The 25,175-nt window shown below is 67.3% G+C and carries 16 protein-coding genes; 3 read left to right on the forward strand and 13 right to left on the reverse strand.

Features of this window, described 5'->3' with window-relative positions; genetic code table 11:
- Positions 1-79: 79 nt before the first annotated feature.
- Positions 80-3,028, forward strand: coding sequence for a glycohydrolase toxin TNT-related protein (locus FHU38_RS22165; protein ID WP_167174712.1), 2,949 nt, complete (start codon positions 80-82; stop codon positions 3,026-3,028).
- Between the two features lie 185 nt (positions 3,029-3,213).
- Here the strand turns inward: FHU38_RS22165 and FHU38_RS22170 are convergent, their stop codons facing one another.
- The 4 genes from FHU38_RS22170 to FHU38_RS22185 all read right to left on the reverse strand — a co-directional run bounded on the left by FHU38_RS22170 (position 3,214) and on the right by FHU38_RS22185 (position 10,589).
- A complete protein-coding gene (locus tag FHU38_RS22170) occupies positions 3,214-6,570 on the reverse strand; it encodes an error-prone DNA polymerase (protein ID WP_167174715.1) in 3,357 nt (1,118 codons plus the stop codon).
- 166 nt (positions 6,571-6,736) lie between these two features.
- Positions 6,737-8,320, reverse strand: coding sequence for a DNA polymerase Y family protein (locus FHU38_RS22175; RefSeq protein WP_167176405.1), 1,584 nt, complete (start codon positions 8,318-8,320; stop codon positions 6,737-6,739).
- A 95-nt stretch (positions 8,321-8,415) separates the two neighbouring features.
- Entirely contained in the window at positions 8,416-9,180 is a 765-nt protein-coding gene (locus tag FHU38_RS22180; RefSeq protein WP_167174718.1) for a hypothetical protein, read from the reverse strand.
- A gap of 287 nt (positions 9,181-9,467) precedes the next feature.
- Positions 9,468-10,589 (reverse strand): epoxide hydrolase family protein, encoded by a 1,122-nt coding sequence (locus FHU38_RS22185; protein ID WP_167174721.1) that lies wholly within the window; start codon positions 10,587-10,589, stop codon positions 9,468-9,470.
- A gap of 62 nt (positions 10,590-10,651) precedes the next feature.
- On the opposite strand from FHU38_RS22185, the gene FHU38_RS22190 reads away from it, so the two are divergent.
- Entirely contained in the window at positions 10,652-11,626 is a 975-nt protein-coding gene (locus FHU38_RS22190; protein WP_167176407.1) for a helix-turn-helix transcriptional regulator, read from the forward strand.
- Positions 11,627-11,690: 64 nt separating this feature from the next.
- Here the strand turns inward: FHU38_RS22190 and purH are convergent, their stop codons facing one another.
- The 8 genes from purH to FHU38_RS22230 form a co-directional block, all read right to left on the reverse strand.
- Positions 11,691-13,262 carry a bifunctional phosphoribosylaminoimidazolecarboxamide formyltransferase/IMP cyclohydrolase gene (gene purH / locus FHU38_RS22195; protein WP_313886855.1) on the reverse strand — a complete coding sequence of 524 codons (1,572 nt, stop codon included), beginning with the start codon at positions 13,260-13,262 and terminating at the stop codon, positions 11,691-11,693.
- Complete coding sequence (gene purN / locus FHU38_RS22200) at positions 13,259-13,876, reverse strand: phosphoribosylglycinamide formyltransferase (RefSeq protein ID WP_167176409.1); 618 nt, start codon at positions 13,874-13,876, stop codon at positions 13,259-13,261. Before purN ends, purH begins: the two co-directional genes overlap by 4 nt.
- Before the next feature lie 109 nt (positions 13,877-13,985).
- Positions 13,986-15,434 carry a cell division protein PerM gene (locus FHU38_RS22205; protein WP_208415783.1) on the reverse strand — a complete coding sequence of 483 codons (1,449 nt, stop codon included), beginning with the start codon at positions 15,432-15,434 and terminating at the stop codon, positions 13,986-13,988.
- A 111-nt stretch (positions 15,435-15,545) separates the two neighbouring features.
- Positions 15,546-16,178 (reverse strand): DUF5336 domain-containing protein, encoded by a 633-nt coding sequence (locus FHU38_RS22210; RefSeq protein WP_390623314.1) that lies wholly within the window; start codon positions 16,176-16,178, stop codon positions 15,546-15,548.
- A 336-nt stretch (positions 16,179-16,514) separates the two neighbouring features.
- Positions 16,515-17,402: a succinate--CoA ligase subunit alpha gene (sucD, locus tag FHU38_RS22215; RefSeq protein WP_167168232.1), complete on the reverse strand. Its 888-nt coding sequence runs from the start codon at positions 17,400-17,402 to the stop codon at positions 16,515-16,517.
- 9 nt (positions 17,403-17,411) lie between these two features.
- Positions 17,412-18,581 carry an ADP-forming succinate--CoA ligase subunit beta gene (gene sucC / locus FHU38_RS22220; protein ID WP_167168235.1) on the reverse strand — a complete coding sequence of 390 codons (1,170 nt, stop codon included), beginning with the start codon at positions 18,579-18,581 and terminating at the stop codon, positions 17,412-17,414.
- Between the two features lie 113 nt (positions 18,582-18,694).
- Positions 18,695-19,021 (reverse strand): hypothetical protein, encoded by a 327-nt coding sequence (locus FHU38_RS22225; RefSeq protein WP_167174731.1) that lies wholly within the window; start codon positions 19,019-19,021, stop codon positions 18,695-18,697.
- Complete coding sequence (locus tag FHU38_RS22230; protein ID WP_313886856.1) at positions 19,018-20,868, reverse strand: hypothetical protein; 1,851 nt, start codon at positions 20,866-20,868, stop codon at positions 19,018-19,020. The genes FHU38_RS22225 and FHU38_RS22230 overlap by 4 nt, the downstream gene beginning before the upstream one ends.
- Before the next feature lie 677 nt (positions 20,869-21,545).
- On the opposite strand from FHU38_RS22230, the gene FHU38_RS22235 reads away from it, so the two are divergent.
- On the forward strand, positions 21,546-22,238 hold the full coding sequence (locus FHU38_RS22235; RefSeq protein ID WP_167176413.1) for a M23 family metallopeptidase: 693 nt from the start codon (positions 21,546-21,548) through the stop codon (positions 22,236-22,238).
- Between the two features lie 376 nt (positions 22,239-22,614).
- Here the strand turns inward: FHU38_RS22235 and pcrA are convergent, their stop codons facing one another.
- Positions 22,615-25,017 (reverse strand): DNA helicase PcrA, encoded by a 2,403-nt coding sequence (gene pcrA, locus FHU38_RS22240; protein WP_167174734.1) that lies wholly within the window; start codon positions 25,015-25,017, stop codon positions 22,615-22,617.
- Positions 25,018-25,175 lie beyond the last annotated feature (158 nt).

The raw sequence follows: 25,175 nt of genomic DNA on the forward strand, positions 1-25,175 counted from the left end.
CCAGTGAAATGTGGCGATACGCACTCGGTCGGTACACGCGGACCAGGTCCAGCCCTGGAACAATGAAGACGAAGTACACATGTGCCGTGCATTCACGGCGCCGATTGGCCAAGATGTTGGCGTGGCACTACCGACCCAGCTGAACGCAACCGAGCAGGACACTCTGGTCAAGCAGATCGGCCTCTCCTTGCTCAGGGCAGCCCCGCGCGATTGGCGCAGGATAACTGCCGAGTACAGAGCTGTGGGGAGGTACCACGAGCTGACCGGTGAGGTACTCACGGCCGATGGCGCCACCCAGGAGTGGGTGGCGACGCACGACATCGCCACGCTGTTCGGCCGGTTGCGCGCCGGGATGTACCGCGAAGGCCGCGGCACCTGGTTCAACGCCCGTTACCAACTGGACCATCCGTCGAGCTACAACCTCGAATACGACCGCGACGAACCCAGATGGGACCTGGCGCCGCCGCCCCAGGCCTACGCCGACGAGCTGCGCATGTTCCCGCGCAGTGAGGAGAACGTTCCGGACTGGCTGATGCGCAGGATGGCGGGTCTGAGTCCGGAGCGCCCAGGTCCACGGTTTCGAATGGCCCGCATCTTCGACGGTGCCGGTACCGGCGGCCACCCTGTGATCAACCGTCCGGAACTCGATGTCGAGGAGCAGGACCGCCTGCTCGACTACCTCGACGGGGCGCCCGTGGTAGTGCCGGGACGTGGCTACGACATCGATCGGCTGGCGGCCACGCCCGAGAGCACCGTCCCGATCGCCTTCCACAGCGATGGGACGTGGATCTGGCCCGCCGCAGTGAACTACTACCTTCGGGAGTACGGCGTCGCGCCCGAACCCGACCTCGTGCAGCACATCAGGGCGAACGGCTTCACGATCCCGGACGTGCCGGAGCCGGTGCGGCAGGCCGCGGCGACTCACATCTCGCGCGGTGTGCAGCCACAGCAGCAGCGCCCGGCTCCACCGCCCCCGCCGGAACCTGTGCCCTCTGCGGAGGAGCAGCGGCGAGCCGAGCAAGTTCCTTCTCGGTTCGACGAGCACCGACCAGCCGAGCAGGACGCCGACCGTACCCGCATCGCCGCACCACCGCGGTTCGAGAACCAGCCCCAGTTCGACGACCAACCCCAGTTCGACGACCAACCCCAGTTCGACGACCAACCCCAGTTCGACGACCAACCCCAGTTCGAGGGCCAACCCCAGTTCGAGGGCCAGCGCCGGTTCGGGGACCAGCCTCACTTCGACGACCAGCAACCATTCGAGGACCGACCCCGCGTCGACGACCAACCGTCGTCAGAAGAGACCCAGTTCGCCGACCAGGCATCATTCGATGAGCCGGAACGGGACGAGCCCACCGACGACCCCTACGCCGAAGACCACGCGCAGGTGGAGCAGGCCACGACGTTCACGCCACTGGCCGCGCTCGACAACGGACCTCCCACAACGATCACTCCGCCGCAGCCTGCCGCGGCCCACCATGCCAGGCAGGAGCCGCCGCTGAGCGATGCCGAGCGCACTGAAGTGCCCGGCTCCGAACAGCGCACCGACGAGCAACCGCTGCTACGCCACGACGGCAGGACTCACGAAGCCCTGCCCAGCTACGAGACACACGCGACGGCGCACGAGACGCAGACCGGGCACGAGTCCATCCCGCATCAGGGCGCGGGAGTGAACCACGACGTGCTCGGTGGCCAACCTCCCCTGCCACATCGCGATCACGCCGCGAACCACGTGGCCGGGCCCGGCCACGACGGCAGGGCCCACCAAGACATCCCAGCAGCTCACGAAGTGCCGCCAGAGCAGGCGGATCGCCCAATTCCGGACGCACTGCCGCGGCGGGGGAACACAGCGGGCGAGGAATCCATACCCGGCCGTGAGGCCGTACCTGACCACGAGGGTGCGCAGGTTCACGCCGCCGCCCCCGGCAGGCAGGCGGTGCCTGCCGGGGAGCCGATGGCCACCCACGATGGTTCGGTGCCTGCCGAGCCCGATGAGGGGCCGTCGACCCAGTACACCGCGCCGCCTCCGATGCTGGACGAACCCGTACTGGACGAGCTGCTGGACAAGCTCGAAGACCTCGGCATTCCCGAGACCGCCTACCGCCTCGGCGAACCCGCGGAACGCGGGTGGGCCATCGAGCAGGTGGCGGACGGCTGGCGGGTCGGCTGGTACGACAGGGGGCTGAAGAGCCCGGCCGTGTTCGGAGACGTCGAAGACGCCGCCGCCTTCATGCTCGGCAAGCTGCTGCTGGTGCCCGACGGTGTGGAGGAGGCGCCTCAGCAGCGGCCCGCATCGCACCTCCAGCAGGCACCACCGCCGACGGCGCAACAGGTCCCGACGCCTCAACAGCCCCAGCCGCCCGAAGACGGGCGCGCCCCCACACCACCTTCGCCACCGCCTCCATCACCACCGTCACCACCGCCTTCGCGGCCGGTGACAGCAACGCTTTCCCCGGAGGTCGCGACCGGCGCACGGCCACCTGCACGACCCAGGGACCAGAGCCCAGTGGACCCGCGACCACCCGCACCACAGCCACCGCCCAGGGAAGAGACCGTGGTAACCCCGGCCGCCCGCAGGCAACCGGCGACGCCCGCGACACCCGCGCCGAGGTCCCCTGAAACACCCTCGCCAGCCCAGCGAAACGGGCGCGTCGGCTCCGATGGTGGGGGGCAACAGTGGCCGATCCAGCCGCTTCCAGGCGAGCCGCCGCTGACTCTCTTCCGCGGGAAAGAGATGCGTGAGCTGCCGGTCGGCAGCGAGCTGGACAGGTTCGGCGGTCCCAGTGGCAACCTGACCTACGCCGCCGGCACACCGTTCGAGGAGCGTTCCCTGGTGCCGGAATGGGTCAACCGGCCGTACCACGTGTACCGGGTGCAGCGACCGATGGAAGCACTCGCGGGCGTGGCTATCCCGTGGTTCAACCAGCCCGGCGGCGGTGCCGCTTACGTGTTGCCTGCCTCCATCGAGGAACTGTTGGCGGAGGGTGACCTCATCGAACTCGAACCGGGCGAGCCGCCGATCGACTAGGTGAGGTGGCCCCCGGACGTGCCTGACCGGGACAGGCACCTTCCGCGATGAGATGCCGGCCGTCCGTCCGTTGAGAGACCCGTCTGAAGTGGTGCCACGGCCGCTGCTCGCGGTGCGGCTCCACGAGCAGTGGCAGCGGGCCGTCGCGCGGACGCCCGGGTTGACGAGCAGAAGCGCACCCGCGCTCACCGGAAGTCCCTCGACTTGGAAGGGACTCGCATGGGCAAGTGCTGCAACCGGTCAGCGAGCAGGCTCACGACCCCGTCGGCTCGTTCAACAACGCCGCGCACCAGTAGCGCCGGGCTGGAACGGGCCACCCGGTGGTAACGCTGCCACAGCCCAGCCGTGCACACGACATTGACCATTCCGGTCTCGTCCTCGATGTTGAGGAAGGTGATCCCACCGGCGGTTCCTGGGCGCTGGCGATGGGTCACCGCACCGCCGATGAGAACCCTCCTGCCGTCCTCGATTTCTTGCAGCCGTTCAGCGGTGACCACACCGAGCCGATCGAGTCGGTCGCGGATGAACTCGGTGGGAAAACTGTCCGGCGACAGGCCTGTTGCCCATACATCGGCGCTCGCGTGCTCGAGTTCGTCCATACCCGGCAACGGCGGCGCCTGTGTTCCCGGCATGCTGTCGGGGAGCTTCTCCGGTCGTTCCTGCGCCACCGCACCTGCCGCCCAGAGTGCTTTGCGACGGTCCGTCTCGAAACATCCGAAGGCTCCCGCCGTGGCGAGCGCCTCAACCTGTGGTGTGCTTAGCCGAACCCGTCTCGCCACGTCTGCCATGTCCTCGAACGAACCGCCACGTTCGCGTTCAGCGACGAGCTTCTCAGCGAGCGGTTCGCCGATCGTGCGTACCGCCCCCAATCCGATGCGGACAGCCAGTTCCCGCCCGGTTGTCCCGACCGGCTCGAGAGTCGCGTGCGACAAGCTGGCATTCACATCAGGGCCGCGAACCGTGACCCCATGCCTGCGGGCATCCGCCACCAGTGACTGCGGCGAGTAGAATCCCATAGGCTGCGCACGAAGCAGCCCAGCGCAGAATGCCTCCGGGTGGTAGCGCTTGAAGAACGCGCTCGCGAACACCAAATAGGCGAAGCTCAACGCGTGACTCTCCGGAAAACCGAAGTTGGAGAACGCCTTCATCTTCTGGAAGATGCGCTCCGCCATGCTCTCATCCACCCCGTTGCGCGCGGCGCCGTCATAGAACCGCCTGCGCAACCGTTCCATCTTTCTGCCTGATCGCTTAGCTCCCATGGCGTGGCGAAGCTCGTCCGCCTCGGCAGCGGTGAAGTTGGCGACATCGATGGCGATCTGCATCATCTGTTCCTGAAACAGCGGCACCCCCAGCGTCTTGCCCAACGCGTTCTCCAACAGCGGATGGTCGTGCTGCCACTCCTCCTTTCCGGTGTAGCGGCGGATATAAGGGTGCACCGAACCGCCCTGGATAGGTCCGGGACGGATCAGCGCGACCTCGATGGCGAGGTCGTAGAACTTTCGCGGCGCCAGCCGGGGCAAGGTGGCCAGCTGCGCCCGACTCTCCACCTGGAACACGCCTATCGCGTCGGCACGCCGAAGCATCGCGTAGACCTCGTCGTCGTCGAGGTCGAGCTTGCTCAGATCGATCTCGACACCCTTGTGCTGGCGCACGAGATCGACCATGTAGTGCAGTGCGGAAAGCATGCCGAGGCCGAGTAGATCGAACTTGACCAACCCCACAGAAGCGCAGTCGTCCTTCTCCCATTGCAGGACACTGCGGCCTGGCATCCGAGCCCACTCGATCGGGCAGATCTCGCTCACCGGCCGATCGCAGATGACCATGCCGCCGGAGTGGATACCGAGATGGCGAGGAAAGTCCTCCATCGCGGCTGCCAGCGCCAACACCGAATCCGGGATGTCGTGGTCGTTGCCTTCCTGGGTGTACCGCAGCGGCCCCCACCGATCGATCTGCTTGCTCCATGCGTCCTGTTGCCCGGGTGAGTGCCCGAGCGCGCGAGCAGCGTCCCGCACCGCCGACCGCGCGCGATAGGTGATCACGTTGGCCACCTGAGCCGTACGCAACCTCCCGTGCTTGGCATAGACATACTGGATGACCTTCTCGCGTTGGTCCGATTCAATGTCGAGGTCGATGTCGGGGTAGCCGTCCCTGTCAGGAGCCAGGAAACGTTCGAAGAGCAGCCGCCACCGCACGGGGTCGACCTTGGTGATGCCGAGCGCGTAACAAACCGCCGAGTTGGCCGCTGACCCTCTGCCCTGGCAGAGGATCTCGTTGTCACGGCAGAACGCTACGATGTCCCACACGATCAGGAAGTAGCCGGGAAACCCGAGCCGCTCGATGATGTCGAGTTCGTGGTCGAGCTGCCGGTAGGCAGCCGGGTTCTGTTTCGGTTCTCCGTACTTCTCTTTGGCACCCCGATAGGTCTCCTGACGGAGCAAGCTGACTTCGTCGTGCCCTTCCGGCACTTCGAACGGAGGCAGCCGGGGTGCCACCAGATGCAGTTCGAACGCGCACTCGGTGCCCAACAGCGCGGCTCGCTGAACCGCGCCGGGGTACCGGGCGAGCCTTTCGGTCATCTCCACGCCGGAACGCAGGTGCGCCGTGCCTGCCGCGGCAAGCCAGCCCTCCATCTCGTCCAAGCCCCTCCGCGCCCTTACCGCCGCGAGCGCCTGCGCCAGATACGCGCGCTGCGGCCTGGCGTAGTGGACCACGTTGGTGGCCACCGTCGGCAACCCGAACTCGGCGGCGAGCGCGGCCAGGATGTCGTTGTGGTGACTGTCGAGCGGGTTGCCGTGGTCGAAAAGCTCGACGTAGACATCGTCCTCGCCGAACCTGGCGACGAGTTCGCGCAGCCGTTCGGCCGCGCCCGCCGGGCCACGCTCGGCCAATGCCTTTCGAACCGATCCCTTACGGCAACCGGTGAGCACGGCGCACTTGCCGGCCACCTCGTCCACGACCGCGTCGAGGTCGTAGACGGGTCGGCCCTTCTCCGCCCGCTGTCGTGGCGACAGTTCCTGGTCATGCCCGTGCAATTGCCCTGCTGTGATCGCGCGACACAAGCTGGAGTACCCGTCCTGTCCTTTGGCGAGCAACAGCAGGTGCTCGCCTTCGGGGTCGGGCATCCCGTTCTGTGGCCCGGAAAGTCCCAGGCTCAGTTCCGTTCCGAACACGGTTCTGATGCCGACGTCACGAGCGGCCTCCGCGAACCGAGCCACCCCGTACATGCCGTCATGGTCGGTAATCGCGATTGCGTCCAGCTCCAGCCGAGCCGCTTCCTCCACCAGTTCCTCCGGATGGCTAGCGCCGTCCAGGAAGCTGAAGTTGGAGTGACAGTGCAGTTCGGCGTAGGGAACGCGGCTCGCCGCGCCCGTGTCGTCATCCCCGCGCAACGAGGCAAGGTCCACTGGCGGGACGTAGCCGAGCCGCCTTCGGCTCCAAGCCGGACTGTCGTTGCCGTCCCCCAACCGGTCCGGCGGTTCGACCCGCCCTGACAACGCGCGTTCGAGATCCCGCCATGGAACCTGCGGGTTGTTCCAACCCATGGCGGTTATCCGTGATTCTCCGGTGAGGTCCGCGGCAACGGGATCACCGGGCACACCTGTTGCGCCGACAGTTCCGTGGAGTTCACCCACGGGTCTGTTCCCCACGTCGGGGACCGGTGCTCTGCCGGGGACCACTCGGATCCACCGAAGTGGTATTCGTCGTTCACTAGTCGTACCTCCCCTCGACCGTCCACTCGGGACGAGAACCGTGCTGCCACAACAGCAGTAGCGCGACGGCCGGATCTTCCACAGCTTCGCCCTCGAGCAATACCTGCAGTCGGGCCTGTGTGCCCGCATCGTGCGACACCCACCAACGCGTCAGCACTGGCCACGGCCCCGCCCAATCGATAACCCTGCGAGGGCTTCCACCCTCGACAGCGACCTTCCACGGGGCCGCCGTGATCTGGTAGCGCCCTGTGCCGCTCACCGCCTCCCCATTCCAATCGGTCACGGTGACCGGGATCGGGTTCTCGAAGACAGTCGCCGGTGACGGCGCGGGCAACCGGCCGGGCCACGGGGCATCGTGGCCGTTGGTGGGGGCACGTCGATCGCCCCACGGAACTAGCCGCACGCGCTCAGCGGGTCCCCGTCCACCGTCGAACACCGCTGTGAAGACCCCGCTTGGCCCCAGCAGTCCTTGCACATGAACAAGTGCCCTGGCGGCGCGCTCCGACTCCGGCGTGTGCTCCCCACCGCTGTCGCTCCCACGCCACAGCCCCAGTTGCAGCGATTTTCCCTCGACGGTCTCCTCGGGTGTCAGGCGGAGCATGGACACTCCCGCCGTGGGCCGCTCCCCCGCTGCGGTGCGAAGCCAGCCTTCGAACTGCCAGCGCACCCGATCAGCAATGCCTTCCGGGGTGAGAGGTTCCGCGCAACGCCACACTCTGTGCAGTTCCTCGCCTCGCTCGGTGACGGCGTAGATGCCGAGTCTGGTACAGGCGAGGCCCCTGGCGGCCAGCCCCGCGTGGAACTGGGCGGACAGTGTCTTCGCCATGAACGCGGCGGTGTCCACCCGGTCCAAAGCAGGCTCGAACTCACGGGTGACGGCCAGTTCGGGGGGTGGCTTACGTCGATTCGGAGGCCGTTCATCCCCGCCACCTGCCAGCCGATGGGCAAGCAGTCCCACGCTTCCGAAACGGGAGACCACATCACGCTGGGGTAGCGCCGCGAACGACCCGAGCGTGCCAAGGCCGAGGCGACGCAACAGGTCCACGAGCTCGGCCCTGTTCGAGTCCGGCTGGTCGAGTTCGGTGATACTCAGCGGGTCGAGGAACTCCGCGCTCTTTCCCCGTGCAACGATCGCCGACCTGTGCGCGGCCAGCGTCGCGGCGAACAACCCGTCGGCGATACCGATCTGGCATTCCACGCCCACACTGCCGGACACGTGGTCAACCAGCAGTTCAGCGAAGCTTCGCTCCCCTCCGAAATAGCCCGCCGCTCCGTCGACCGGCACCGCCACCAGACCCGGGCGCACGACATCGACACCGACGACCAGTTCCTCCACCGCCGCCGCGACCGGCTCGAAAAACCGCGCGTCCCGGTCGGGATCGTCGGGGAACACCTCGATCTCGGGGCAACGCGACTGTGCTTCCCTTCGTCGCATACCCCTTCGGACACCGGCCGACCTCGCCGTCGCCGAACACGCCACCACCCGGTTGGCGACGAACACAGCAGCGGGCAGGTGTGCGGGCAGACCTGCGGCCGCTCCGGCCGCCACCACTGGCCAGTCCGGGCACCACAGGACCAGCATGCGGTTCACCGGGAAGGTCCGCTTCGCTTCGTCCAGTGGAAGCACAGCTCCTCGCGACTTCGCCACATTGCTGTCGAGCCGACGCGGCAGTGTGCTCATCCCGCCTTCACCACCCCGGCAGGCGCAACACCTTCCGTGTGGCCAACCCGACGCACCACGCCTCCTGGTCCAGGTAGCAGCAAGGCTGTCCGGGAGGGGCGGGTAACGGCTCCCCTGCCGACCACATCCACCAGCACTTCACGTTCTCGCAGGTAGCCGTGGCCGTGGTCGAGCCCGGTCCACCGTGAAGACAGGCACCGCAACTCCACTTCCGCACCGGGCCAGGGCCCGAACGACAGCAACACCGCGCCCCGATGTCTGGCGCGAGCGGAAAGTCTTCTGGCTTCCTGGGTACGTTCGGGGGAAGCGGTCGCGACCAGATCAAGTCCGTCGAGCAACGCCGCGGTCACGGGTGCGAAGTCCGCGCCTGGCCTCGGCACCAGCGCGAGTCTGTTCACCTCAACGCCGAGTTCGCTGGCGGCGGCAAGCCCGAGCCGAGGAATGCCTACCACCGCCGCCCAATGACCACCCGTTGTGGCCTCTGCCAATAAGGCAAGTAGCAAAGAAATGGATCCCCGCACGGCGACCGTGCTGCCCCGACGCAACCCGCGACGAGGCAACAAGTCCGCGAGAGCGGGCAGCACCGGCAGCACCTGTCCGGTAACTTGCGCGCGATCAGCGGCGCGCGCCACCACACTCGCGGTACTCACTCCGGGAAGGGCGGCCAATCGTGCGACAGTATTCCTCGACTCCGTCCGCGATTCGGTCGTCGACTCACCCGCTGCCGCGGCGGAGACCTCTGCTAGGCCCGGCCCTGACATGAACTACCTCCCCTCACAGACGGCCGGAGTACGCTCACGTCAAAGGGCGCAAACGCTCCGAAGGCGCCGCGGGGAAGACGGCGGATTCGAACATTTGTTCGATATACCCAGTGAACACTGGGGCCATGCCTGTGTCAAGAACCCGCCAGGGTGGCCTCCGCGTTGCTTCCGTCGTGTCTCCGTCGGCACGTAGCGGCCGAAGCACCTACCAAGCCGACGCCGCGAGATTCGTGCTCACCTGCCTAGGAAGCAGGTGAGCACGAAACCGCGGAGCGATACCGCCGTGGTCAGCGCAGCTTGCCGAAGAATGCCCGCAGGTCCTCCACGTACACCTCGGGCGCCTGGTGCGCCGTGTAGTGGCCACCACGCTCCAACTCGGTCCAGTGCACCAGATTGGCGTGGTCCCGTTCGGCGAATCGACGGATCGTCTGGAAGTCGTTGGGAGCCATCGCTAGACCGATCGGTACGGTCGTGGGCTCGCCGGCCCGCTCCAAACGTTCGTTCTCGTAGTAGAACCTCGCAGCCGACGCCGCCGTGCCTGTAAGCCAGTACACGCTGACGTTGTCCAGCACGAAGTCGTCGTCCACCGCGTCGCCGAACAGCTGCCCGTTCCAGGCGAGCTGGCCAACCGGAGAGTCCTGCAACGCGAACGCAAGCGTTTGCGGCTGCTGTGCCTGCAGTGTGTTGAACGCTCCCATCTTCTCCCAGAACCACTGCAGATGAGCCAAAGCCGCCGTTTCCTGCTCGGTGAGATCCCGCAGCTCCGCCGGGTCGCCGGTGGGGAAGGAAAAGATCTGCGTCACGTGCACACCGACGACGTGCTCGGAATCGACCCTGCCGACCTCGGGCGAAATCATCGAGCCGCCGTCGTTGCCCACGGCCCCGTAACGCTCGTAACCGAGCCTGCTCATCAGCTCCGCCCAGGCCGCCGCCACCCGCCGGATGTTCCAACCGGTCTGGGTCGTGGGGCCGGAGAAACCGAAACCGGGCACGGACGGAACCACGACGTGGAAGGCGCGCGCCGGGTCACCGCCGTGGGCACGCGGGTTTGTCAGCGGACCGAGCACATCGAGATACTCCACGAAGCTTCCGGGCCAGCCATGGGTAAGGATCAGCGGAAGGGCGTCGGGCTCAGGTGAGCGTACGTGCAAGAAGTGGACGTTCTGCCCGTCGATCTCAGTGGTGAACTGCGGGTACGCGTTGACTCTTCGTTCGAAGGCACGCCACTCATAGCCGCCGACCCAGCGATCGGCGAGCCTGCGCACGTACTCCTTGGTCACGCCGTAGTCGGCACCCACACCTGGCAACTCGTCCGGGAAGCGGGTGCGGCGAATCCGGTCCGCCAGGTCGTCGAGCTCGGCCTGCGGAACATCGATGCGGAAGGGGCGAATGTCGCTGCTGTTTGTCATACCAGCAACACTAGGGGGTAAATAGGCACGATACATTCCTAATGACCGGCACAATCGAGAACATGCTGGAAACCTCGGCACGACTCCTCCGGTTGCTGTCACTACTACAGACCCCACGCGAGTGGCGCGGCCCTGAACTCGCCGAACGGCTTTCGGTGTCAACACGCACGGTGCGAAACGACATCGAACGGCTGCGTACGCTCGGCTACCCCGTCCACGGAAGTAGGGGCGCCGCGGGTGGCTACCGACTCGAGGCAGGCGCGACACTGCCACCGCTGCTCCTCGACGACGAGGAGGCGCTGGCGGTCGCCGTCGGCCTGCGTACCGCCTCGGTCGGCACCATCGGCGGCATCGGGGAGTCTTCGCTGCGCGCACTCGCCAAGCTCGAACGGGTGTTGCCGTCGCGGCTGCGGCATCGGCTCAACGCGCTGCAGACCTACACCGTGCCGGTACCAAAGGACGGTGAAAGGCCGACCGTGGACCCCAGCGTGTTCACCACACTTGTGACAGCCGCCCGTGACCAGGAACGTCTCCGGTTCGACTACGACAACCACAGCGGCCAGACATCGGTGCGAACCGTGGAGCCGCACCGCCTGGTCAACTGGGGCCACCGCTGGTACCTGCTCGCCTGGGACGTGGACAGGGCGGACTGGCGAACCTTCCGAGCTGACCGAATCCGACCGCGTATCCCGACCGGTCCCAGGTTCGCCGCACGCGAACTCCCAGGTGGAGACGCCGCCGCCTTCGTCTCGCGGGGTGTTTCGGCCGCCGCCTGGCGCTATCGGGCGCGAGTGCTCGTGCACGCGCCCGCCGAAGTGATCGCCGAGCGGATCTCACCTGCCGTGGGCGTGGTCGAAGCGGTGGACGAGCGGACCTGCGTGCTGAACACCGGAGCCGACTCGATCTCGACGTTGGGCGTCCATCTCGGGCTGCTGGACACCGACTTCGAGGTCACCGAACCAGCAGAACTGGTCAGCCACCTGCGCGAACTGGCCGAACGCTACGCAAGGGCCACACCAGACCACAACCACGTTTAGCGGGCAGAACGCGGTACTTGCGCATTCTAAGTACAGCGGTTTGCCCGCTAAACGTCGTGCGGGGTCAGTGGGCGAAGTGGCGGGTGCCCGTCAGGTACAGGGTCGCGCCGACCGCCTCGGCAGCCGCGATCACCTCGGCATCGCGCACCGACCCACCCGGTTGCACCACGGCACGCACACCCGCGTCCAACAGCACCTGGAGGCCGTCAGGGAACGGGAAGAAGGCATCGGAGGCGGCCACCGAGCCCTTCGCGCGATCACCCGCACGCTGGACGGCAAGCCGCGCGGAGTCGACCCGGTTGACCTGTCCCATTCCCACACCGACCGTGGCGCCACCACTCGCGAGCAGAATCGCGTTGGACTTCACCGCACGGATCGCCCGCCAGGCAAAGACCAGGTCAGCGAGGGTGTCCTCATCCGCGGCCTCCCCGGAGACCAGCGTCCAGCTAGCGGGATCGTCGCCAGGCGCGTCCACCTTGTCCGCCGTCTGCACCAACATGCCGCCGGAGATGGGACGCAACTCCAGCGAGTCCGCATCCTGCTGCTCGCCAAGGCGCAGTAGCCGCACGTTCTTCTTGCGCGTCAACACCTCGAGCGCGTCGGGGTCGAACTCCGGCGCCAGCACCACCTCGGTGAACACATCAGCGATCTGCTCGGCAGTTTCAAGGCTCACCGGCCGGTTCGTCGCGATCACCCCGCCGTAGGCGGACACCGGGTCGCAGGCATGCGCCTTGCGATGCGCCTCCGCGACATCGACGCCGACCGCGATCCCGCACGGGTTGGCATGCTTGATGATGGCCACGGCGGGTTCGGTGAAGTCGTAGGCAGCGCGCCTGGCCGCGTCGGTGTCGACGTAGTTGTTGTACGACATCGCTTTGCCGTGCAGCTGCTCGGCGTGGGCCAACCCGCCTTCCGCGGCCCGGTAGACGGCGCCCCGTTGGTGCGGGTTCTCGCCGTAGCGCAGTACCTCACCGCGCTGCCAGGTCTCACCCAGAAAGTCGGGAAACCCGCTGTCATCCACCGGGGCGTAGCTCTGCGCGAACCAGGACGCGACCGCCGTGTCGTAGGCGGCGGTATGGGCGTAGGCCTCCGCGGCGAGGCGCCTGCGATCGGGCTCGGAGAAGCCACCGGTTCGAACTCGCTCCAGCACCCAGTCGTAGCGTGCGGGGTCGACCACAACGGCCACACAGCCGTGGTTCTTGGCGGCCGCACGCACCATGGCTGGACCACCGATATCGATGTTCTCCACGCATTCGGCTGCGCTCGCTCCGGAAGCGACCGTCCTGGCGAACGGGTACAGGTTCACCACGAGCAGGTCGAACGGCGCGATTTCCAGGGTCCGCAACTGCTCCACATGGTCGGGCCTGGCGGTGTCGGCCAGCAGGCCCGCGTGCACTCGCGGATGCAGGGTCTTGACTCGGCCGTCGAATGACTCGGGAAAGCCCGTGAGCTCCTCGACCTTGGTCACCGGCACGCCCGCGTCGGCGATAACGTTCGCGGTACCTCCGGTGGAAACGATCTCCACACCCGCGGCGTGCAGACCTGTCGCCAGCTCAAGCAGGCCCGACTTGTCCGAAACGCCGATCAACGCCCGCCGTACCGGTCGCTGCCCCACGTCAGAGGACTGCTCGCTCACGACAACCTCACCTTCCGTCCATCGACCGTGCATCCGACACGGCCGAGCTTCGCGATCACGTCCACGAGCAGCCTGCGCTCCACAACTTTGATCCGCTCGTGCAAGCTCGCTTCGTCGTCGTCCGGTTCCACGGCGACCGGCTCCTGCGCGATGATGGGCCCGGTGTCTACACCAGCGTCGACGAAGTGGACAGTGCAGCCGGTGACCTTCACTCCCAGTTCGAGCGCGTCGCCGACCGCGTGCATACCGGGGAACGCGGGTAGCAACGCGGGATGCGTGTTGATCACCCGGTTCGGGAACCCGGCGAGAAACAGCGGCCCCAGAATCTTCAAGAACCCCGCCGACACGACCAGGTCAGGGCTGTAGGCAGCGACGGCCTCGGTCAGAGCCTTGTCCCAGGCCACGCGATCGGGGTGATCACTCGTACGCACCGTGAAATGCGGCACCCTGGCACGTTCGGCGCGGGCGATAGCCTCGATTCCCTGCCGATCGGTACCTACCGCGACGACTCGGGCGGGAAACGACAGCTCGGCTGCCGCGTCGACAACAGCCTGTAGCAACGTGCCGGAACCCGACGCGAGCACCACCAGCCTCGCCGGGGCGGGCAGCTCCAACCTGCTGGGCAGAACGATCTCCTTGCCGGGCAGTGCGCAAGCGGCACACGTCGCGTGACCTCGTGACACCAGCCTAAACGGCAATGGTTTGATCTTGATGGGTGGTGTGTCACCCCCGCCCGGGGTCGACGTCGTCCCCGCTGGAACCGTCGTCGGTTACCGCCGGGTCCTCGTTCGATTCCGTGCCGTCCTCGGCATCCTCGGCGACATCGCCGTCAGTGGGCTTGTCCTCGTTCTCGTCCTCATGCTGGTCCTCGACCGCGTCTTCGCCTTCCGCTGCCTTCGCTTCCGCCTGGTCTTTCACCTCGACCCGCCGCTCGTCACCGTCGGCGTCCTCCGACGGCTGCGGCTGCTCCGCCAGATCGCGCGCCACCACATGGGCACGGCGGCGGCGAACGCGTGGCCCGCAGAACCATGCCACCAGACCCCCGGGCACCGCGATCCAGCCGAACGCGGCGATCGAGACCAACCCCAGTGGCAAAGCGACCGGGTCGAACGATCCCTGCGCCAGTCGACCACCCGCGAGGGCTCCCAGCACGACCGACCCGAACGCGGCGAAAGCGCCCGCCACCGCCACCATCCGCAGTCTTGCCACCGGATTGGCTGCGGCATGCCGCAGCGAGCAGCCCACGAGCACACCCGCGACCGCAGGTAACAGCAGCAAGGCGGGCCACCACGGAGCCTGCCGTTCCGGCATGCCCGCCAGTAGTGGTATCGCAGGCACCACACCACCGCTGAAGGTGAACGGACTCATCGACATGGCCCCGACCGAAAACCCAGGACCGGCCGTGAAGCCCGCGGCCATGACCACAGCGTTGGGAAGGTAGCCCAGGCACAGCAACAGCACACCTAATGCGCTGCCTACGTTCGGCGCGTTCACCGCGAACAGCCTGCTCGCTGTGGCTGCCGACAGCACCGTCGCCAGTGTGAAGGCCAGCGCACCGCCGGTGAGCAAAGCAGTGAGGCCGAGTAGCCCTGCCCGCAGCCCACGCAGCGCGGCTGGGTCGAGGTAGGTGCGCAACGCGGCCGCGATCCCGCAGCCGCGCGACAGTCCGACGGTCGCACAGCACGCCGTGATCAGTGCGGGCATGACAACGGCCGCGAGTGGTTGCACCGCAAGACCGCCCGTACCGCGTGCGAGCAGGACGATCGGAACCGTCGCCAGAAGATGCGCGCCGACCATGGCGGCGACAATCACGGTCGCTCGCGAGCGGCTCGTCGCATCGATGCGCCTGCCCGCGACGCGGGCACTGCGCGCCACGAGCACCCCGATCGCGACGGTTGGTCCGAGCGGAAGGATGCCCAGCGGCTGACCATCGATCTCCAACGGCACCTGGTACGCGGCCAGCCAGGCCGGTCCGGAGGCCGCGAGCACCCCGCTCAAGGAGAACTGGGGGCCATCCGCTCCCGCGACGGTCAGTGCGAGCAGCAGCAGGACCGCAAGGTAGCCGACGACCACCGGGCCGAGTGCGGCCGTGAGCAAAGCCCTCGCCCGCAGGCGGCTCGGCGGCAACTCGTCAACGTGGGCGGAAGTTGGCCGGGTAGTGGGCTGCCCCATGCAGCGCACCATCGCATCCGACCTGCCGCGCCCGGTCGAGGCGCGCCGCCGTACGGCCGCGGGCCGCCCATTACCCCCCACCTGGGTCAACCGCGCGGCCGTGGCGTTGCGTCAGCTTCCGGCCTGGTTCCCACCCGGGGGCGTACCTGGGCCGCCCTGCTGTCCGGACTCTGATGACGGCTGGAAGAACTGACCGTGCTGCGGCGCGTACTGCGTTGGCTGCTGTGTCGGCTGGCCGGGCTGCTGCACCGGCTGGGCGAACTTCGTCGGCTGGGCCATCCCACCGCTGTCGGGTGAGGGCTGCTGGCCGAACTGCTGCTGGCCGAATCCACCGGGCTGCTGCCCATAGGGACCGTGGCCGTACGGACCCGCCGCTGCTTGCGGCTGTGACGGCGGCTTCAAGACGCCATTCTCGAACAGGTAGGCGGCGACAGCCGCGAGCAGTTGGAGAATTCCGAAGATCAGCACCAGCACACCGCCCGCCGCCAAGCTGCCCTCGGACTGGAACACGCCGAACAGGAACGGAAGCATCGCGCCGACAGCCAATGCGGCGGGCCAGGCACCGGGCTTGTCCCCGCCCGGCAACAGGTTGAACGCCGCCGTCGCGCCAGAGATCAGCAACAGTGCGGGCACCCAGGCCCACGCGCTCTCGTAGAAGCTCGCGCCGGTGCCGATACTGGCGAATCCGAGGAACAGGTTCAGCACACCAAGACCGGCGGTCACCAGGAAAAGCAGCTGAGGCAATGCGATCTTGGGACCGGCGCCCGAGAGTGCGGGCCCAGGGTGAGGCTGTTGGGGCTGATGCGGACCCTGGCCCGGGAATCCACCCGGCGCGCCGCTCGGGAAGCTCATCAGTGTTCTCCTGTCGTATTCAAACTGAAACGCGCGGTCAGCCTGATCAGGCGGCTGTGGCAACGGAAAGGTAACGCATCGCCCGCCCATGTGCCGCCGGGCCTTAGACGTGGCTACCACGCGGGCGGTTTCACCTCGTTCCCTTTCTACAGTGGTTCGCCAACAGCGACGGGGCCGGGCACCGTTGTGGTGCCCGGCCCCGTGTCCGGTTGGTATGCGCCGCCGTGTTCAGAGTGTCTTGTAGAGCTCGCGTGCGTGTTCGGCGGTTTCGGTGGGTGTTTTGCCGACTTTGACGCCTGCGGTTTCGAGGGCTTGTTGTTTGGCGTGGGCGGTGCCTGCGGAGCCGGAGATGATGGCGCCTGCGTGGCCCATGGTTTTGCCTTCGGGGGCGGTGAAGCCTGCGACGTAGCCGACGACGGGTTTGGTGATGTGGTCGCGGATGTAGTCGGCGGCGCGTTCTTCGGCGTCGCCGCCGATTTCGCCGATCATGACGATGAGGTCGGTGTCGGGGTCGTCCTGGAAGGCTTGCAGGGCGTCGATGTGGGTGGTGCCGATGATGGGGTCGCCGCCGATGCCGATGCAGGTGGAGAACCCGATGTCGCGTAGTTCGTACATCATCTGGTAGGTGAGGGTGCCGGATTTGGACACCAGTCCGATGCGGCCGGGCCCGGTGATGTCGGCGGGGATGATGCCGGCGTTGGACTGGCCGGGGGAGATGATGCCGGGGCAGTTGGGTCCGATGATGCGGGTTTTGTTGCCGCTGGCGCAGGCGTGGGCCCACATCACGGCGGTGTCGTGCACGGGGATGCCCTCGGTGATGACCACGACCAGGCCGATCCCGGCGTCGATGGCCTCGATGACGGCGTCCTTGGCGAAGCGGGGCGGCACGAACACCACCGACACGGTCGCCCCGGTCTCGGCCATCGCCTCGGCGACCGTGCCGTACACGCTCAACTCGCTGCCGCCGATGGCGACCCGCTGCCCGGCCTTGCGGGCGTTGACCCCGCCCACGATCCGCGACCCGGCCGCCACCATCTTCGTGGCGTGCTTGGTGCCCTCCGACCCGGTCAAACCCTGCACGATGATCCGGGAATCACTGTTCAAAAAGATCGCCATGATGCCTGCTCACACCCTCGCCGCGGCCAGTCGCGCGGCCTCATCAGCCGCGGAATCCATCGTGTCCACCACCGTCACCAACGGGTGCGCCGCCTGCGCCAGAATGCGCCGCCCCTGCTCCACATTGTTGCCGTCCAACCGCACCACCAACGGCTTGGACGCCTCATCACCCAGCATCGCCAACGCCTCCACAATCCCCGACGCCACCGCATCACACGCGGTGATCCCCCCGAACACATTCACAAACACACTGGCCACATCCGGATCCCCCAACACCACATCCAAACCCGCGGCCATCACCTCCGCCGACGCACCCCCACCAATATCCAAAAAGTTCGCCGGAGCCACCCCACCATGCCGCTGCCCCGCATACGCCACCACATCCAACGTCGACATCACCAACCCCGCACCATTACCGATGATGCCCACCTGCCCATCCAACTTCACATAATTCAACCCCTTGGCCTTCGCCTTGGCCTCCAACGGATCCTCCGCGGCCACATCCACCAACCCCGCATGCTCCGGATGCCGAAACGCCGCATTGTCATCCACACTCACCTTGCCGTCCAACGCCACAATCCCATCACCGGGATCACGCACCAACGGATTGACCTCCACCAACAACGCATCCTCAGCCACAAACGTCTCCCACAACGCCACCACCACCTCCGCGGCACGCTCCACCACCGCCCCCGGAAAACCCGCCGCCACCACAATCTCGCGAGCCCGATCCACATCCACCCCCACCAACGGATCCACCGGCACCCGCACCAACGCCTCCGGACGCTCCACCGCCAACTGCTCGATCTCCACCCCACCCTCAGCCGACGCCATCGCCAAAAACGTCCGATTCGCCCGATCCACCAAAAACGAAAAGTAATACTCCTCCGCAATCTCCGACGCCTCAGCCACCAACACCCGACGCGTCACATGCCCCTTAATCTCCAACCCCAAAATCGCCCGAGCACACTCCACCGCCTCACCCGGACCCCCAGCCAACCGCACCCCACCAGCCTTACCCCGACCCCCCACCTTCACCTGAGCCTTCACCACAACACGACCACCCAACCCCTCAGCAACCCCAAACGCATCCTCCGCCACATCCACCACAGCCCCAGCCAACACCGGAACACCATGCGCAGCGAAAAGATCCCTCGCCTGATACTCATACAAATCCACGACTTCAGCTCCTGACGACACACATGTGCGGTTTGCGCATAACCCTGCTGCCGGACGCAGACGACCCTAGCGACCCCGCCGGACGCGCAGGCGGCCCTATTCGGTGAACTCCGTCACCGTCGGTGCCGCGAGCAGGACCCTGTGGCACAAATCGCGCCGCGCTCGCTCCACTGGGTGGTGTCTGTATCGATCCCAATCCTCATGACAGGTAGCTCTGACAATGCCGTGACAATCGCTTCAAGAAGGCGCTCCCCCTGCACTGAGCCGACAGCCAGAGCCAGCGCTTCGGGGTCTTCCTGATCGACGACCGCCAGTACCTCGTCAAGACCGCCCAGTACGCCGGTGTAGACGACCTCCTCACCGGCGTCACGCAGGGCGCGTGCGGCCCGGATCGCGACGTCGTGCGGTTGGCACAACTCAGCCAGCAAGATCCGGGTCACCGCTCACCTTCGGCAGCCACGCGCCCGCGCGCGCTGCGTGCGTCGGCGGCCGCGATCACGGCGGCGATCAGTGCGGCGGCGGCCCCGGCCAGGGCGAGCCACACCCCTGGCCCGGCACCCGCGCCCTCGATATGCCCCTCGCTCAGCGGCAGTGCGGCGGCTCGCAAACCGAGCACCGCGGCCACCCCGATCAGCAGTCCCGCCGCGCGCACCGGCCTGCTGATCGTTGCGAGCGCCAGCACGGCGAGAACGGTGATCGCGCCCGCGAGCAAGCCCCAGGACGGCGTACCGAAGTCCGACCAAAGGCCCGGCTCGACATAGTCGGGCGCCACGACGACCGGCATCCCGAACGCCGCGACGGCGAGGATGGCGGCCGCCGCGAGCGGCGCGAGCATATTCAGACCTGCCCGGGTGATCGCGCCCCCGACCATGGTCGCCTCCGCGTTCTCGCGCTCCACGATTCCGGTGACAGCGCTACAGCACGCGGCGACCACGGCGGCGAACATCGCAAGCCACGTCCACAGCACTCCCGGCCCGGCGGACATCGTGCCGGGAACACCCGTCGCTGTGATGGCTGTGTCGAGCACGGCGGTACCCGCGACGAGCACAGCGACCCATGCCACCGACAGCACAGGGCGCACGGCCGCCGCGACGGCGGGCACGAACATCGTCGAACCGAGCACACCCACCACCAGCCCGGAGACGAGCAGCAACCAGCGTGCCGGGCTCTCCGGCGCCTCGGCCGAGCTGCCCGTTGATACCTGGGCGGTGAACGACCCGATGACGGCGACGATGGCGGTGAGCATCGCGAGGACGCCGGTGACCAGCTGCAGCCGGAGCTGACCCGGCACCGAGGCCTGCGGCGCGTGGCCGGGCTGGTCGAGTTCGGCGGCGGACGCCCCGGACTCGACGCGACCGTGGGGACGGGTGGCCGCCACGGCGAGCAGACCCGCCGCACCGACGAGCGCGACAAGGGGGCCGGCGCTGAGGTCCACCGCTTCCAGGCTCGCTCCGCTCACCACATGAGGCGCCGCCAGTGCCGCGACGCCCACGGCAAGGCCCGCGAGTCCTCCCCTCGCGAAGTCCACCGTGGCCGAGGAGGTGATCAGAAAAGCGGCACCGACGGGCAACGCGCAGGCCAGCAACAGGTACCCGGCCATTGCCGCGGCAGGCCCCTCGAACGCGTTGCGCCCGAGCAGGTAAACGTCTTCGGACCCGAACGGCGCCATCAACAGGCCACATGCGGCGATCACCGCGGTGACGACCACCACGAGCAGCCAACGCTGCCGCCACCGCTGCGCGCCGACCTCATCCGCGTCCACACTCGGCTCGGGAGACCCCGGCGCGCCCACGGCGACCGTGGGTTTCACACCGACGGAGCGCAGGGCAAGCAGACCCGCGACAGCTGCCGCCAGGTGCCCAGCGAGCAGTAACCACAGCCCCGTTGCGGGTGCGCGCGTCACCAGATCACCCGGCATGTACAGCTCCGGCCGGGAAGCGACCGACGGATCAGCCGCGAACTGCAGGTCGAGCACCAACCGGCCAGGAGCGAGGGCGGCCGCGCCGACGAGCACGCCCGCGGCAGCCGCGTGCCTCGAGCTAAGCACCAGGGCAGTCGCTACAGCCACCGGAAGGAAGGCCAGCACATCCAACAGTGGTGCGCTCGTGAACGCAGGCTCAGCGCCGTCGACGACGGGGACCATCGCCCCCGCGGCCATAAGTGAGGCCGCCAATCCCGCGACAACCAACGCGGACAACAAGGTGGCCGAGTCAGCGAAGCGTTCCCGCGCCGCTGACGACGATTTCGCGCGTGAGGCGATCGCATCGCCGGCACTCGACTCGATCACACACCTCCACTTCCGACGCCCCGCCTATCCAGGAGCGCTCTCGCCGTCCGGCGGTAACCGCGGGCTCAAGCCAGGTACTAACCGTTCCGACGCTAGCAACGGCGGGCGTCGCGCGCGCCGCAACGCCGACCACGTCACGACAACTCATGCGGAGGGCGCGGTACGGCTGGTCACCCACCGCCATTGGCAAGGGGTTCGCCAAGGCATGCCGAGGACCAAACCGACTCAACGCGGTTCAAACACCCGGTTGCGCAGATGTAACACACGTCACATCAAACTCTCCGTGTCGCTTCTACCTTGAGTCATTCGCCTCTAGTCCGGCCCAAACACCTCCCTCGGTCGGCGTAAACCGGATGCGGATCTTGCTAGGGGCGCCGCCATTTCGTTACTGTCCCGCAGTCCCCATTACGGTCAGGTCACGAACGTGGTGGGCGAGCCTCCTCGGAGGTTTGCAGACCATTGAGCGGTGCCCCCGACACCGTTCGCCGGGATCCCCCGCCCGGTGTCTCACGACCTGGCTCCCCGAGTAACGGAAGGCCCCTGTCTTGGCTCGACACCGCTCCCCCGGCGGCCAAGCTACTTCCCCGGCACTCGAAGAGGCACTTGACGGTGCGGTCGTTCGCGTCCGGGGATCGCACAGGCTTCCCGCGCCCTCGTCGGCCCTGCGTGGCCGAGTGGTGGTCGCCGCCGTCGCCGCCGGTGCTTTCGCCGCCGCCGCCGCTGGTCAGACACTCCAAGCCGCAGGCGAGCCGTCGTCGGACTCCAAGACCGACGTCACCCCGTTGGCCAACTCCCGTGACGCGAACGCCGCACTCGGAACCGGTGGCGGCACTCCGGCAGGGGCGCCTGTCCTGTTGCAGGTTGCCAGGACCACAGACGGTTCCGCAGAGGCGAAGAAGCTCACCACCAGCGCGAAGGTGACCAAGGAGCGTCTCGAAAGGGAGGCCGAGGAGGCCCGCCGCGCCGCTGAGGAGGCCGCCCGGCCCAAGACCGTGCTCCCCGCTCAGGGCTATTTCACCTCGGGATTCGGTGCCCGGTGGGGCACGACTCACTACGGGATCGACATCGCCAACAGCGTAGGCACCCCCATCGTGGCCGCGGCAGACGGGACGATCATCGAGGCCGGACCTGCCAGCGGCTTCGGCCTGTGGGTTCGCATGCAACTCGATGACGGCACCGTCCTTGTTTACGGGCATATCAACAGCTACTCCGTGTACGTCGGCCAACGAGTCAAAGCAGGCGACTACATCGCCGAGATGGGCAACCGCGGCCAGTCGACCGGCCCCCACCTGCACTTCGAAGTCTGGTCGGCGGCCGGGCAGAAGCTGGACCCGCGTGCCTGGCTGGCCGAACGTGGGGTCTACCTGTAACGGCTCGTTCCCACCCCTCGCGCGGCGCCGGTCGGCGAACACCGCTCCATCCGGGTGAACTGTCCCCGGCTCGGTGGGCATGCGGACGTCGTCGCGACTCCCACCCACCACATCGGCTCCCCGAGCCGATAGCAGCCGCCGTGGCCCTGCGGCAAGCCATAGCACCGCGGTCATCGCACAGGCCATCGGCACCCCAGTCCGCCATGGCAACAACCGACGGGCCTCAGGTCGCGGCGTGTGACCACTTCTCCGCATAGCTCGCTCCCCAATTCGAACTTGTGTTCGACAAGGAGACTAGCGTGGTGGTCCGACAATTCCGGGCCCGACGCGATGATTCACTCGGAAGGGTCAACAGCCGCTATCAGCTCGCGGCGATTCAGAGCTTCACCATTGGCACACTGCCGATGAGCATGAGCCGCACGGTGCCCGACGCGCCGAAGTCGATCGTCGCCGTGGCTCTCGGGCCCGACCCCTCGGTGGCGACAACCGTCCCCAGCCCGTACTTGTCGTGGCTGACCCGGTCACCAACGTCCAGCTTCAGCGCGACGGTGTCCTTCCAGTCGGCCTTCCACCCCTTGAAGGAAGTGGTGCGCATACCGCCCGCCGCGATACCGGCCTGCGCCGACCCCTCGCCCGTGCCGATCCGCCTGCCCCAGGTCGTGGCCGCGCGCGGTGACCCACCCTGCCCCGTGCCCGACGGTGCCTCCCTGCGCCAGTCGAGGAGCTCGGCGGGAATCTCGTCCAGGAAGCGCGAGGCCGGATTGTTCATCGGCTGGCCCCATGCGGTGCGGACGAGCGCACGCGAGACGTAGAGCCGCTTGCGCGCCCTTGTGATGGCCACGTAGGCGAGCCTGCGCTCCTCGGCCAATTCCTTCGGCTCACCCAGCGCGCGCAGGTGAGGGAAGACGCCGTCCTCCCAGCCGGTGCAGAAGACGACCGGATACTCAAGGCCCTTCGCGGTGTGCACGGTCATGAGCGTGACGACCCCGGAATCGTGCTGCTCGCTCTCCCCGTCCGGGGTCGGGATGGAATCGGCGTCGGCGACCAGTGAAACCCGCTCGAGAAAGGCGGGTAGTGATCCCGGTTCCGGCACACCCGCTTCCTCGGCTTCGCCCTCGTCGGTACTAGCCGCGGTCTGCGCGAAGTCGGTGAACTCCCTTGCCACGGTGACCAATTCGTCCAGGTTTTCCAACCGGGAGGCGTCCTGCGGATCGTCCGACTCCTCGAGTTCGGTGCGGTAGCCGGTCCGTTCCAACACCGCTTCCAGGATGTCGGCCACCTCCTCTCCGGAGTCGACCAACTCGCCAAGCCCGTCGAGCAACTCCACGAACGCCGCGATGGCCTTCTGCGAACGGGAGTTCAGCAGCGCGATCCTGCCCGCCGCCGCGTCGCGCAGCGCCGAGCTGAACGAAACACGTTCCCGTTCGGCGTGGGTTGCCACCACCGCCTCGGCACGGTCACCGATTCCGCGCTTGGGCACGTTGAGGATGCGCCGCAAGCTCACCGTGTCCTCCGGGTTGGCCAGCACCCGCAAGTAGGCCAGCGCGTCACGGACCTCACGGCGCTCATAGAAGCGCACGCCACCCACCACCCGGTACGGCAAGCCCAGCCGGATGAAGATCTCCTCGAACACCCGTGACTGGTTGTTCGTGCGGTAGAAGACGGCGATATCGGAGTACTTCGCCTCACCCCGGTCGGCCAACTCGTCGATCTCGCCCGCCACGAACGCGGCCTCGTCGTGCTCGTTGTCGGCGACGTAGCCGACGATCCGTTCGCCGTGCCCTGAGTCGGTCCACAGTCGCTTGTCCCTGCGGTTGGGGTTGCGTGCGATGACCGCGTTGGCCGCCGAAAGGATCGTCTGCGTCGAGCGGTAATTCTGCTCGAGCAGGATGGTGCGCGCGGCCGGGAAGTCGCGTTCGAACTCCTCGATGTTACGGATGGTCGCCCCGCGGAACGCGTAGATCGACTGGTCCGCGTCACCCACGACGCACAGTTCGGCGGGCTCGACACCCGACTCGGTGGGTCCCGTACCGACCAGTTCGCGCACCAGCGTGTACTGCGCGTGGTTGGTGTCCTGGTACTCGTCGACGAGCACGTGCCGGAACCGGCGCCGGTAATGCTCGGCCACGTCGGGGAAGGCCTGCAGCAACTCGACCGTGCGCATGATGAGGTCGTCGAAGTCCATCGCGTTGGCCTGCGTGAGCCTGCGCTGGTACTCCCGGTAAGCCTCGGCGGTCCTGCGCTCGAAGTCGCCCGCCGCGCGTTCCGCCGCCGTATCGACGTCGACCAGCTCGTTCTTCAGGCTGGACACGTGTGCGGCCAATGCCCGGGCGGGGTATCGCTTGGGGTCCAGGTCGAGGTCACGGGCGACGAGTGTCATCAACCGCCTGCTGTCGTCGGCGTCGTAGACGGAGAAGTTCGACGTCATCTCCAGTGTCTTGGCCTCGCGTCGAAGCAGCCGCACACACATCGAGTGGAACGTCGACACCCACATCGCCCCCGCGCGGCGCCCGACCAACTCGCCGACCCGGTCACGCATCTCCGCGGCCGCCTTGTTGGTGAAGGTGATCGCCATGATCTGGCCGGGATGTGCACCACGCTCGGCCAGGAGGTAGGCAATCCGCCTGGTCAGCACGCGCGTCTTGCCCGAACCCGCGCCTGCGACGACGAGCAATGGCGATCCGGTGTGCTCCACCGCGGCGCGTTGAGCCGGATTCAGGTCGTCGAGCAGTGCCGCATGCCTGCTGGGTTCCGGGGGAAGATCGAACAGGGTGCTCATTGTGATTCCACGCTACCTGGGGGGTCCGACGGTGGGTCCATGTGCCATACTCGGGCTCATGCGGTACGACGCGTTTCGATTTTTCTACGGGATCCGGACTCCGGTTCCCGTGGTCGCGTAGTGCCGTAAGCAGCCATCACGAAGCCCCGGAGTCCACG

The organism is Saccharomonospora amisosensis (assembly GCF_011761185.1).
GTDB classification, from domain to species: Bacteria; Actinomycetota; Actinomycetes; order Mycobacteriales; family Pseudonocardiaceae; genus Saccharomonospora_A; species Saccharomonospora_A amisosensis.